Consider the following 12,870-nt stretch of genomic DNA (forward strand, 5'->3'; position numbering starts at 1 on the left):
TGCTTACTTCACATGGGTGTCGACGTCGACCAACGACCGCTCGCGCGGGTCGAGAAGCACGCCCTCGACGTCGGTGGCGATGCCCTGCACAACCTTCTCGTACACCAGCGGTACGACCGCGTCGGTGCGCAGGATCTCCGCCTCGGCCCGCATGATCTGCTGCTGACGTCGCTTCGTGTCGCCTTCCTCGGCGGCGGACTTGATGGCCTGGTCGACCTTCGGGTCCTTCAGTCCGGCGATGTTGTAGACGCCGTCGCTGGTGTAGTCGCTGGCGAGGTACGCGACCGCGTCGCCGGTGTCGAGGAGCGTCACGCGGGAGAAGACGAGCGCGTCGTACTTGCCCGCGAGGAGGTCGGCCTCCATCTGCGTGTACTCGCGTACGTCCTGCTTGACCGTGAACCCGGCCTTCTCCAGCTGCTGTTGGAGGACGGTGGCGGCCTCGGGGAGTTCCGCACGGTTGGTGTAGGTGGCCAGGCGCAGGGTCTTGCCCTTGGTCTTCGCCTTGACGTCGGCGGCGCTCGCGGCCTGCGCGCGTCCGCTCACGGCCACCCGGTTGTCGTCCGCCCAGGAGACGGCGGGCCCGAACAGGCCCTGCGCCGGGTCGGCGTACCCGCCGAAGACCGAGTCGACGAGGGCGCCGCCGTCCACGGCCTCGCGGGCCGCGGCACGCAGCGAGGCGTCGGTGAAGAGGCCGCTGCCGGTGTTGAGGACCAGGCTGTCGGTCCGTACGGAGGGCACTTCGTGCCGGGTGTCCTTGTCCAGCAACTTCGCCTGGGCGGTGGGGATCCACTCGGCGATGTCGACGTCGCCGCCGCGCAGGGCGCTCGCGCGGGCGGTGCCGTCCAGGATCCAGGTCACGTCGACGCCGGGCGCCTTGGCCTTGCCGCCCCAGTAGCCGTCGAAGCGGTCGAGCGTGGCCTTGGTCTTCCCGGTGAGCTTCGTGATCCCGAACGGCCCGGTGCCGGTGCCGACCGGGCTGACGGTGCCGTCCTTCGCGTACGCCTTCGGGGCGAGGATGCCCAGCGCGGGGCTGGCGAGCCGCAGCGGCAGCACCGGGTCGGCGGCCTTGGTGGTGAGCGTGACCGTGTCGGCGTCGTCGGCCTTGGCGGTGAGCGTCACGTCACTGAGGACGCGGGGCTTGGGCGCGGCCTTGCCCGCCTGCTCAAGGGAGTTGACGACGGACTCGGCGGTGACGTCGGTGCCGTCCTGGAACGTGGCCTTGCGCAGCTCGAAGCTCCAGGTCGTGGGGTTCACCTGCTTCCAGGACTTCGCCAGCGCGGGCGCGGCGGCCCCGTCCTTGTTCAGCGCGGTGAGGCCTTCGGCCACGGAGAGCTTGCTCAGCACGGTGGCGTCATTGCTGTACGGGGACAGCGCCTGCGCGGGCGGCACCGCGAGGGCGACCTTCAGTCGGCCGCCCGATCCCCCCGCTCCATCGGTGGCCGAACCGCCCTCGTCCGACACGAAACAGCCGGTCAGCAGCGGGCCGAGAGCGAGCGCCGCGAGGAGGCCGCGGGTGGTGGTGCGCATGGTGGGTCCTGTCGTACGTCGTGCGGGAGGGCGGGTCTGGGCTGGTCCGGGCGGGTCGGGGCGGGCCGATGTGGGTCACACCCCGGCGCATGGCGTACGGCTTACGGCGACGGGGCCACGCAAGCATATGAGGCAAGCCTTACCAAAGCCCGACCGGGTGGGTGAATTCTTAACCATTGAGATCGTTACGCCTCTGCCGTCCGAGTCACGTCATGGAACTTCGCCGGGCGGGGAGGAGTTGGCGATAAGGACGTGCGAACGCACGCGAACGACCGTAGCGACAAACGACATGGGCTTACGCCGAGGTGGCACGGATGGCTATGTGGGACAAGATCAAGGACCAGGCCAAGGGTCTGCAGCAGGCGCAGGGGGCGCGGGGCGGCTCCGGTGGACACCGGCCGAGCGGCTCCAGGTCCTCCGGCGGTTCGAAGGCTCAGATGGTGAGCATGCTCAAGTCCCAGCTCACCTCCCTCAAGACGGAGTTGAAGAGCGGTTCCTACCGCGACGCCAGCATGGCGATGTGCGCCCTGGTCGCCGCCGCCGACGGAAACGTCGACCCGGCCGAGCGGCAGCACGTGGAGGGCCTGATCGTCCAGAACGACGTCCTGCAGAACTTCCCGCCCGAGCAGCTGCGCCAGCGCTTCAACAAGCATGTCGACCAGCTGGCGTTCAACTTCCAGCAGGGCAAGACCGAGGTCCTTCAGGAGATCGCCAAGGCCGCGAAGAAGCCGACGGAGGCCAGGGCGGTCGTGCAGACCGGCTTCGTCGTCGCGGGCGCGGACGGCTACATCGCGCCCGCCGAGGAGCAGGTCCTGCGCGAGGCGTGCTCGGTACTCGGGCTGTCGGCCCAGGAGTTCGGCCTCTGACGAAGCGCCCGACGGTACGAACTGCCCTGTCCGCACGCGGCCAGGGCAGTTCGTTTGCGGCGACGGAAGGCGACGGAACTGGGCCTGCGGACGTCTACGTCCGTTCCGTGCACCTTCGGCCGAGCAGCACGAAGGGCAGGGAGGGCAAGGCAGGGCAGGGAGGTGTGCGCGCGAACTTGTGACACTTGCACGTGGAAGTGTCACAAGTTCGCGCACATACCTCGGCCCCCTGGGCCGCACGGGGCGAAACGAAGCAGCCCACCCTGTGTGCCGACCGGGGGGTGGCCGGGCACTGCCACGCGGACGCGCAGCTCACGGGACGTATGCGCATCGCGGGGTACAGCCTGCTGCACCCGCGGTTGGGGCGTGCGCGGCAATGATCTGCGGGCCCGTGGTTGGTGTGCTGGACACGTCACATCAGCCGTCTCCGAAGAGGCCCCGCGATGAGTTCCCGAGCACAGGTCGCACCCGTCACCTCCGCCACCCGACCGACGCCCACCGGCCCGGAGGGCGACCGCGGCAGTCTGCGGGGCAGCATCCGCCGCCGTCCGCTGACCTGGTTCTTCTCGCTGGCCTACCTGTTGAGTTGGGCGGCATGGACACCGTACGTACTGTCCGAAAACGGCCTGGGCGTCTGGAACTTCGCCTTCCCCGGGGCGGCCGGCAGCTCCCAACTGCTCGGCGTGCTCCCTGGCGCCTACCTCGGCCCGATCGCGTCGGCCCTGCTGGTCACCGGCATCATCGAGGGACGTACCGGACTACGGGCCTGGCGCCGACGGATGACCAACTTCAAGGTCAGCTGGCGCTGGTACGCCGTGGTGCTCGTCTCGGTGCCCGCGGCGCTGATCCTGGCGTCGGCCGCACTGGCCGACCGCGCCCCCGAACTGCCGTCCGCCACCGTGCTGGCCGCGTTCCTGCCCGGCCTGATCCTGCAGATGATCACGACAGGGCTCGCCGAGGAGCCCGGCTGGCGCGAGTTCGCCATGCCGCGCATGCAGCGCCGCTACGGCCCTGTGCTCGCCACCCTCGTCGTCGGCGTCCTCTGGGGTTGCTGGCACCTGCCGCTGTTCCTGAGCGACTGGGGCGGCGGGCCGGATGTGGGCATCATGAAGCCGCTGGAGTTCGTGGTCTCGGCGATCGCCCTCAGCTTCGTCATGACCTGGGTGTTCAACCGCTCCGGCGGGAGCATGCCGCTGGTGATGCTGCTGCACTGCGGCATCAACAACTACATCTCCATCGCCTGGTCGGACATGTTCCCCACCCTGTCCTCCGACGCCACGACCCACGCCCTCCTGCTCACCTCCGCTGCTTCGGCCCTCATCCTGCTGCTCACCACCCGCGGCCGCCTCGGTTACGTGCCGGACGCCACGACCGCGCCGAAGCCGCTCACGAAGGTGCCCCCGCACCAGCCGCACCGCCCGTGAGCGGGGCTCGCTTGGCCGCCACAGCAGCCGGGTCGGAGGGCCCGAACGCCGAACCTCCCCGTCACGTCCGTGGATGTGACCGGGGAGGTTCGGCGTACGGTGCGGCGGGCGCGGCTATCGGATGGCCGTGCCGAAGGCCTTTCCTGCGGCGGGCAGACCGTTCTGGCCGGGCTGGTACGTCGTCACCGCTCCGGTCGTCCCGATCGGGCTCGCCCAGGGCAGGGCGTACACGGCGCCGTGGGTGGCGGGGCCGTTGGGCATGCCGATGTAGAGCCGGGTGGCGGTGGCGTGGATCGCGTTGCCGACGAGCTGGTTGGCGCCCGGGGCGCCGGGCAGACCGTTGCCCGCCTCGAGCAAGGAGTCGGAGCCACCCGGCGCGCCGAGGAGCGAGAAGGTCTGCACGGCGCCGGCGCTCTTCACCGTGCCGATGGCCTCGCCCGGTATGCCGACCGCCAGTCGCAGACCGGCGGCGGAACTCACCGCGTTCGGCGACGTGTTGACGGCGGACACCTTCGCGCCGAAGCGGTTGCCGGCCTCGGCGGTGCCCGTCACATCGACGGCTTCCTGCCCGAAGTCGGCGAGCTCGCTGACCGCTCCGGCCCCGGTCACCCGGAGCGCGAGGACCCGCCCGGCGTCCGCCCGGTTGGCGTTGTTCACCGCGACGGCCTCGCCGGGAGAGCCGACGGCGATGATCGAGTCGGTCGCGGTGGCGGCGCCGGTGGGGCGGTAGGCGACCGTCGAAAGCGACGAGCCGAACTCGTCGTTGGCCTCCGCCGAGCCGCTGATACCGGCGACGTCCTGGTCGACGGCCGCGGCGAGGGCCGGGATGCCGTCCGAGCTCAACTGATGCTTGAGGACAGTGATGCTGCCGGAGGCGGCGTTGGTGCCGATGGCCTCCTGCGGAGCGCCGATCGCGATGTGGTTGGGCGAGCCGGTGACGGAGGTACCGAGCCGGTCACCCTTCTCGGCCGATCCCGGCATGCCCGGGCTGTCCTGGCCCACGGCGACGTTGACATTGCCGCGCAGGTAGAAGGTGTTGCCCGCGTCGGCGACGCTGCCGGTGTCCTCGCCGGGCGCCCCGATCAGCAGGTACGGCTCGCCTGCGGCGGTGTGACCTGCGGCGATGGCGTGACCCATCCGGTCCCCAGCCTCGGACGAGGCAGCCTTGACAGCACCCGCACCGCTGCCCTGCTCAAGGGTCAGGGCCGCCTGCCCCTTGGTCAGTCCACCCGGAGCGCCGTAGAGCACGACCACATGGCCGGCGTCCGAAGCGGACCCGATGGCCTCGGCAGCGACACCGACGACAAGGTCAGTACAGCCGTCCTCGTTGTGGTCGAACACCGCAAGCTGCTCACCGAACCAGTCACCCGCTTCGGAACCACCGGGCACGGAGTCGAGGTCCTGAGTGAACTCGGCGTTGCCCTTGCCGCCGCCGTACATGACCCGCACGAGCCCGGCGTTCGCGTCCCCGCCGATGGTCGCCTTGGGGTCGCCTATGGCGAGGTCTTCGGCGCCGTCGCAGTTGAAGTCAGTGGGGCGGGGCGTGCTGACGGTGGCCTCGATCCAGGCGGCCACGTCGTCCACGCGGGTGGCGACCGCGTCCGTACGGGTCTCTTCGCTGTTGAAGCAACCGCCCTGCCAGGACCGGCTGCTGACCGCGACCAACTCGGCCTTGCCACCGGTCTCACGCATGACCGGGCCACCCGTGTCGCCCGCGCAGATCGCCGAAGTGGCGCTCGCACCAGCGAGATTGACGGAGTCGGCGGCAGGCACGCCGTTCACGGTGAAGGCGGACGAGTGCAGCTTGCCGGGCACCCACTGCGTCTTCGTACGGCCGTATCCCGCGGCCTTCAGGCTCTCGCTCGCGGCGGGTGCGGCTGAGGCGAGCGGCACCGGTGTGACCCCGGTGGCGGGCCGGGCGAGCCGGGCCAGTACGAGATCACGGCCCTGGTGCGGCACGATCTCGACGACCGTGGAGACCGTTCCCGTGGTGGAGGCGAGATCGGTACGGCCGATGGTCGCGGTGGTCTTCCAGGCGGGCTTCCCCGCGATGACCGTCCCCGGCTGCTGCGGATCGGTGGCGAAGCAGCTGGCGGCGGTGGCGATCCACTGGGGCGCCACAAGGGCGCCGGAGCAGGCGCGTTCGGTGTCGCCCATGACGAGCTTGGCGGTGAAGGCGTAAGTGCCGCCGGCGACGGGATCGCCGGCTACGGCGAACGCGGGCGCAGTAGTGAGAGAGGTCGCGGCTGCGGCCGCCGCGACGAGTGCGGCGACGGTGACCGTCGCGCGCGGACGTGATCTGGACACGTAGTTCTGTTCCTCAGGTGGTGTGACGGAAGGGCGGGAGGCGTCAGCCGGTGACGCGAAGTTCGACCAGGACGGCGGGCGCGTCGCCAACGCCTTCGCCCACGCCCTTGAACTGGTTTTTCGCCACGTCCACGGTCGCGGTCTCGCCCGCCGCAGTGAGGTCGGCGCTGATGGGGTTGTCTGTGGTCTGCAGGGCGTAGACGTCCGGGACCTCCAGGGTCAGGAAGCCGCCCTTTCCGTCTGGCTTGAAGCAGTACCGGCCGTCCGGGGTCTGGCGGGTCCAGACCTCGATCAGGCCCGCGGATCCGTCGCATTCCGTGAACAGCAGACGGCCATTGCCCTTGATGAGTTTCAGGCCCTTTTCGGCCAGGATGCGATCCGCGTTCGGATAGGAGAAATCCTCGACCGCGAACGGCGGCAGATCGTCCGCGGCCTCGGCCGCCGGAACCGCGGTGGGCGCCGACGTCGCGGCGTATGCGGTGAATGCCCCCAGCGTGACGGCGAATGCGCCGGCACAAGCCACAGCGAGACGCCTGATAAAGGAAAGCTGCACGAGTGGTCTCTCGTCTCTCCGGGCGTCGTTACGGCAGCACGAGAGCCCAGAGCTCTTCCCCACCCCCCGTACGACCCCCTGGTTCGTTACGTGAGACGGGAAGGTATCTCATAGCCTCGCGGTCGTAAAGGTGATGTAAAGCACCGTCAACTGCTTTGTGAAGCTTCTGAGTTGAACTTATGATCGCTCTCCGGTCGGGGGATCACGTTCAGTCGGCCGCCGCAGGCGGCCGCGAAAAAGACCTGCCTACACACCCTGAACCAGGCTTGCCCCGCGCCGACTTCCGTCCACGTCCGCCCAGAGCCAAGCCAAAGCCGCAAGACGGACAGGGGAGTTGTCGGCGCACGGAGGGGTGCTCGTTCCTTGAGACGAAGAAATCGTTTCCGATTCGAATGGTTCCGCGCGGGCGGGCAGAGACCGGGGGGAATCAACAACCGGGGGTACATACGGAGAAAAGGTGCGGTCGCCGCAATGCGTGCGCTGTGCCTGAGCCTGTTCCTCGCTCTTGTCGCGGGAGTCGTCGGAGCCGCTCCGGCCACCGCCGACGAGGTGATCGACTGGGACGAATACGGCACGGTCACCGACCACCTCCCCGCCACCGACCGCGGCCGGGTGGTGGAGCTGTGGAAGACGGGTGGCCCGGGCGTCAAGGCTGCCGCCGAGGTCGCCCTCATGGGATCCGACGCCGACGTCAAGGAGTTCCTGGACCACGAGAAGGACGTCGCTCAGCTCTCCGACGACCGGGTGGCCACGGTCCAGATCTTCTCCGCGGGCGGTCGCGGGGTGCGCGAGGCCGCGCAGAAGGCGCTGGCCGGCACACCCGAGGACCTGCGCGCCTTTCTCAAGGACGGCTGGAAGGCCCCGCTCGAACAGGACCTCCGGGTCCAGATCACGCAGATCATCTCCGCCGGCGGCCCTGGCGTGAAGAAAGCCGGCGAGCAGGCCCTGAACGGGTCACCGGAGGACCGTCGCAAGTTCCTGGACGACGGCCAGTACACAGCCCGCGACAACGACACCCGGGTGCAGACCGTCCAGATCATGAGCACCGGCGGGCCGGCCACCCGTGAGGCCGCCAGGCTCGCGATGAACGGCACCATCGAGGACGTACGCGAGTTCCTGGAGGTCGGCCAGTACACCGCCCGCGCCCGCGACCAGGAACAGGCCACCGTCGCCGAACTCGCCACGCTCGCCCAGGAAGCCGGGCGCCAGGCCGCCAAGGAGACGGAGGCCGCCAAGGAAGCCTCCGCTCGGGCCGTCGCCGCGGGCGCGCTCGCCAAGGAAGCCGCGCAGAAGGCCGCACGGGAGACCGAGGCGGCCAAGAACGACGCCAAGCAGGCATCCAACGCGGCGGGACGCGCGGCGGACGCGGCCAAGGGGGCGGCCCGCGCCGCCCAGGAGGCCATCGAGTCCGCCCAGGCCGCCAACACCTCGGCCCGGGTGGCCGCCAACGCCGCATCGCAGGCGGCCTCCGCTGCCGCCGCGGCTGCCCAGGCCGCGTCCCGGGCAAGGGGTGCCGCCGCTGCCGCCGCCACCGACGCGAGCAAGGCGTCCGCCGCGCGTAAGGCGGCCGAGGATGCCCGCGATGCCGCCAAGGGTGCCAAGAAGGCGGCGGAGGCCGCCGGGTTCGCGGGCACCGCCGCCACCGAGGCGGGCAACGCGGCCAAGGCCGCGGCGAGTGCCGGCGCCAACGCCGACGCCGCCGCGAACGCCGCGTCCGAGGCGAGCGGGCACTCCAATGTGTCCGCTGCCCAGGCCGCACGGGCCAGGGCCGCTGCCGCCGAGGCACGTCGTCATGCCGCCGCCGCCACCAGGGCGGCCAACCGGGCCGAGACGCTGGCCCGCAGGGCGGCCACGGCCGCGTTCGAGGCGCGGGACGCGGCCAAGAAGGCCGCCGACCACGCGGAGAAGGCCGCCGCTGCCGCGGACGACGCGGCCGAGCACGCCGGGCATGCGGCTGACGCGGCCGCCGAATCCACCAAACACGCCAAGGCGGCCAAGAACGCGGCGGACGACGCCGCGGAGGCGGTCACCAAGGCCCGTACCACGCACACTCTGGCCCGTGAGGTCGAGTCGGCCGAGCTCGTCGCCCGTACCGACTCCGCGATCGAGCGCGCCAAGTCCCTCAAGGACCGCGACGACCAGCGCAGGGCCGACGCACGGCAGGCCGCCGAGGAGGCGAAGCGGCTCGACGAGGAGGCCGAGCGGCTCGCCCGGGAGGTCACCGACCCGGACTCCGACCGCGCGGAGGCGGCCGCCAAGGCCCGCAAGGTGGCACTGCACATGGCCAGGACCCGCGGCCCCTGGAGCGCCGCCGCCGCCGAAGTGGCCCTGGCCGGCTCGGACGACCAGGTCATCGAGTACATCCGTACCGGCTGGAATGAGGCGAACGAACAGGACGAGTACGCCCGTACCGCCCGCCTGGCTTCCGACGCCGAGTCGGCCGGTGTGCGCCAGGCCGCGGAAGCCGCGCTCGACGGCACTCCCGCCGATATCAGCGCGTTCTTGAGCACGGGCCAGCATGTCGCGGGCGCCAATGACTACCGCGTCAAGGTCGTTCAGCTCATGGAAGGCGCAGGCCCTGGCGTCATGCAGGCCGGGCAAGCCGCCCTCGACGCCGATTCGACCGAGAAGCTGCGGGAGTTCATCACCACCGGCTACTACACGGCCCGCACCCAGGACGAGCGCGTACGAGCGGTGCAGCTGAAGGAAAGCGGCGGCCCTGAGGTCGAGGCCGCCGCACGTGTCGCCCTGGAAGGCCCGCCGCAGCTGCTGCACGCCTTCATCGAGGTCGGGCAGTACAAGGCACTGCGCCAGGACCTGCTGAGCGCGACCCATGTCGCCCGCGTACAGCGGCTGATCGCCTCCGCCGCCGGCGCCTCCGCGACCGCTCAGAAGAACGCGGCCGAGGCTCTCAAGGCGGCGGCCGAGGCGCGCAAGGAGGCCATCGAGGCCGCTGGCTGGGCCAAGGAGGCGAACGAGTCCGCAACGAAGGCCGGAACGTACGCGGAGCAGGCCCGCAAGTCCGCCAAGGACGCGGAGGCGTCCGCGGCGAAGGCGGCGGCGTCTGCGAAGACCGCCCGTCAGGCGGAGGCGGACGCCCACCGCGCCGCGCGCGATGCGAGCAACTCGGCTGCGCGTGCGGAGGCCTCGGCCTCAGCCGCGGCCGGATCCGCCGGAGAGGCATGGCAGGCGGCCAACGCCGCCCGCGCCTCGGCCGTAGCAGCGGGCAAGGACTCCGCGGCGGCGAACAAGGCGGCCATCCAGGCCTGGATCGCCACGGCCGAGAAGCTCGTGCAGGAAGCCGAGGAGCAGCGCAGGAACGAGGAGGAGCGCAAGGCCACGGCGGAACTCCAGACGATGGAGGACGCCTTCGGCGCCGCGGCAGCCGAGGACGAGGCCGACTGGTGGGACTACGTCAGCGGCGCCGGCCACCTCATCCTCGACGCCGGCGGCCTGGTCCCCGGCTTCGGCGAGGCCGCCGACCTCGTCAACTGCGGCTGGTACGGGGCTGAGGGCGACGCCGTCAACTCCGCCCTGTCCTGCGCGGCAGCGGTTCCCTTCTTTGGCTGGGCAGCGACCACGGGCAAGTGGGGCAAGAGCGGGCTCGGAGCGGTCGAGGCGTTCTCGAAGTCGATGTGGGCTCAGGGCAAGACGCCGCACATCTGGACAGCCAACCCCCGCAAAGGGCTGTCGAACGTAGGCAACGCGGCCTCCCACTGGAAGAAGCACAAGAGTGACTTCCCCGAGTTGCACAATGCGACGCAGTACGTGGAACTTGCCCACCGGTACGGCGATCTCGCGAGGCAGTTGAAGCCCGTGCCGGGATACCGCATCTACCAGCAGAACGGCGGGTCTAAGGCGATCTTCGACATCAAGAACAAGACATGGGCCGCCTACTCGCCCGATGGCATTCCGCAAACGATGTACAAGCCGCGTCCCTTCGACGCCACCACCAATCCGGGCGGCTACCGGACGACGGTGGAAGACTGGCTCAACGAGCCGGGCCGTGGGACGGAGGTCAGGTGACATGGCAGGTGAAATGGACGAACAAACAGTGAAGGGCGTCATGCGGACGCCGGAGACGGCCTGCCGGGTGTGCGGTCTGGACGACGGCGAGGTGCTGTGGAACGAGTTTGGCGTGCCGCAGTACGTGATCTGCTCCTGCTGCGGGATGGAGTCCGGTATCGGCGATGACAATCTGCCGCAGGTACGCGAGGTTCGCGGCTATTGGGTGGCCTCCGGAGCCAAATGGGATTCCCCGCGCCACAGGCCCGAAGACTGGGACCTGTTGAAGCAGTTGGCCAACATCCCACCCGAGTGGCGCTGACCGGCGCCTCCGTGCGGCAGTGAAGGTGTGGCGGATCCCTGGCGATCCGCCACACCTGGTCTCACGGGCCAACGAGACGTGGACCAGACTGTACGGAAGGCTCACCGTCCGGCGCTCCATTGGTGGCCACCGACACCGACTGCCCCTGATCGGCCCGCATATGGCGACGCCGTCAACTCGGGCCTTTCCTGCGCCCCGACCGTTTCTTCCGCGGCGCGACAGTACAGCGAGGAACTTCATGACAGACGAGCAGGACATCAGTGGAGCGGAGGATGCAGAGGACTTCTGTCGTATCTGCGGATACGACGAGGAGCGCTTCTGGGAGCACGGTGTTCCCACCAGTGCCATCTGCCCGTGCTGCGGAACCGAGTCGGGTATCGGCGACATGGGGGACCCCGGTACCTGGGAGGGGTTGAGGGGCATCCGCGACTTCCGCGGTTACTGGGTCGGAAACGGCGCGCAATGGCGATCTCCGTCTCTCAAACCCAAAGACTGGGACCTGCTGAAGCAGTTGGCCAATATCCCGCCTGAGTGGCGCTGACCGGCGCCTTCGCTCGCCGGTGAAAGGAAGGCATGTCGACGGAGCAGGGATTCGAGCCGCCACCCGGCCCCGACGAGGAGAGCATCTGCCGTGTCTGCGTATACGAGGTGTGCCGGTGATCAACAAGGAAGCCCCGGGTCATGCCACGGCAGCAACTCTTGCCACCGCCGACGCGGCGTACACGATGTTCGTCGGAACGGCGATCGACCGCGAGGTTTCCGCCGGTCGATTCGCCTGGGTCGGCGGCCTCGGCGAGGAGATCACCGCCTGGGCCACCGCCGGGAAAGACGTCCCGTCGCAGCACGGACAGATCCTGGACCGCATTCTGCGTGCGCTGTCGGCTCATGCGGGGCGCGACAGCCTGCGTACGCTGCTGCGCCTACCGGCCTACCTGGGAACCGCGGCCTCCGATCGCCTGCGGGCCGAGCGGCGGCTGGCGACCCTCGTCGCTCATGGCCACCGGATCGAGGACATCGCGGAGTTGGTGTTCGCCGAGGGAGCCGGATCCGGCTCGGTCCATTCCCGCGAGTTCGCGGCATGTCTTCTCCACGAACTGGTGCTCACCTCCGGGCGCGTGGAGGAATACCCGGCCCTCTGTTCCTTCGCCGGTGAACTCGTCGACGAGGGCCACCCGCTCGCGGCGCTGCCACTGAGCCTGCTCCCGACGGAGCGCGGCCTGCGCAGGCCACCGAACGCGGACAACACCTGGACCTGGTTCGTGCCGCCGACACCCCTGGCCGTATTCGACGGGCCCGAGCTCCACGCCTCACCGTCGATGAGGCGGCGCACAGCGGACATCGACATGACGGAGATCTCCGTCGACGCCTTGGCCGAGGTCATGGGCGCCGCGGTACAGCACTGGCGCTCCGCATCCAACGGGATGGTCGCAGCACAGGAGTTCTGGTCGCCGGACCCAGTCGCGCCGGACGACTTCGCGGCCGTCTTCGAGCGTCTTCCGCTCGCCCCCTGGCCGGAAGGGGAGTCCACAGCCCAGCTGTATGCGTCGACCTCCCACTCGGTGCTACGGGTCCTGCTTTCCGCGGCGAAGCGCTCCCCGGCTTACGGGTCCGGCCTGTACGGCGCGTACGGAAGGCTCGCTGCCTGGCGTTCCCTTCGCGGCCTGACCGGCGCCCCGGCGGACACGCCGCTCACCCGCGTCGCGGAACTGGTCGAGCAGACAGAGTGGTTCCGTATCGCCACCACATCCGACTGGTTCCACGAGGTGGCCTGGGACCTCGCTGTCGCGGCCCTGCGCCCCGGCCGCCGGGAGATCGCGGTGCTGGCAGCCACTGACACAGACTGAGCCTTTTGCCGTACAACACGGA

9 protein-coding genes are annotated in these 12,870 nt (G+C 70.0%); 6 read left to right on the top strand and 3 right to left on the bottom strand.

Annotated elements, in window-relative coordinates; all coding sequences use genetic code 11:
• Positions 1–3: 3 nt before the first annotated feature.
• Positions 4–1,527: an ABC transporter substrate-binding protein gene (locus ACQEVY_RS22285; protein WP_432951155.1), complete on the bottom strand. Its 1,524-nt coding sequence runs from the start codon at positions 1,525–1,527 to the stop codon at positions 4–6.
• A gap of 314 nt (positions 1,528–1,841) precedes the next feature.
• On the opposite strand from ACQEVY_RS22285, the gene ACQEVY_RS22290 reads away from it, so the two are divergent.
• Both ACQEVY_RS22290 and ACQEVY_RS22295 read left to right on the top strand, forming a co-directional pair.
• Entirely contained in the window at positions 1,842–2,393 is a 552-nt protein-coding gene (locus tag ACQEVY_RS22290) for a tellurite resistance TerB family protein (protein WP_165343202.1), read from the top strand.
• A gap of 443 nt (positions 2,394–2,836) precedes the next feature.
• Positions 2,837–3,817, top strand: a complete 981-nt coding sequence (locus ACQEVY_RS22295) for a CPBP family intramembrane glutamic endopeptidase (RefSeq protein WP_432951157.1) — start codon at positions 2,837–2,839, stop codon at positions 3,815–3,817.
• 114 nt (positions 3,818–3,931) lie between these two features.
• On the opposite strand, the gene ACQEVY_RS22300 is transcribed toward ACQEVY_RS22295, so the two are convergent.
• Both ACQEVY_RS22300 and ACQEVY_RS22305 read right to left on the bottom strand, forming a co-directional pair.
• Positions 3,932–6,124: a S1 family peptidase gene (locus ACQEVY_RS22300; protein WP_432951159.1), complete on the bottom strand. Its 2,193-nt coding sequence runs from the start codon at positions 6,122–6,124 to the stop codon at positions 3,932–3,934.
• Positions 6,125–6,167: 43 nt separating this feature from the next.
• Positions 6,168–6,677: a hypothetical protein gene (locus ACQEVY_RS22305; RefSeq protein ID WP_432951161.1), complete on the bottom strand. Its 510-nt coding sequence runs from the start codon at positions 6,675–6,677 to the stop codon at positions 6,168–6,170.
• A 471-nt stretch (positions 6,678–7,148) separates the two neighbouring features.
• Here ACQEVY_RS22305 and ACQEVY_RS22310 point away from each other — a divergent pair, with 471 nt between their 5' ends.
• The 4 genes from ACQEVY_RS22310 (at position 7,149) to ACQEVY_RS22325 (ending at position 12,848) form a co-directional block, all read left to right on the top strand.
• Positions 7,149–10,703: a hypothetical protein gene (locus ACQEVY_RS22310; protein ID WP_432951163.1), complete on the top strand. Its 3,555-nt coding sequence runs from the start codon at positions 7,149–7,151 to the stop codon at positions 10,701–10,703.
• A 1-nt stretch (position 10,704) separates the two neighbouring features.
• Entirely contained in the window at positions 10,705–11,004 is a 300-nt protein-coding gene (locus tag ACQEVY_RS22315) for a hypothetical protein (protein WP_432951165.1), read from the top strand.
• 238 nt (positions 11,005–11,242) lie between these two features.
• On the top strand, positions 11,243–11,545 hold the full coding sequence (locus tag ACQEVY_RS22320) for a hypothetical protein (RefSeq protein ID WP_432951167.1): 303 nt from the start codon (positions 11,243–11,245) through the stop codon (positions 11,543–11,545).
• 115 nt (positions 11,546–11,660) lie between these two features.
• Positions 11,661–12,848 carry a DUF6183 family protein gene (locus ACQEVY_RS22325; RefSeq protein WP_432951169.1) on the top strand — a complete coding sequence of 396 codons (1,188 nt, stop codon included), beginning with the start codon at positions 11,661–11,663 and terminating at the stop codon, positions 12,846–12,848.
• Positions 12,849–12,870: the final 22 nt, after the last annotated feature.

It is taken from the genome of Streptomyces sp. CA-288835 (assembly GCF_050936385.1).
In the GTDB taxonomy this organism is placed as follows: domain Bacteria; phylum Actinomycetota; class Actinomycetes; order Streptomycetales; family Streptomycetaceae; genus Streptomyces.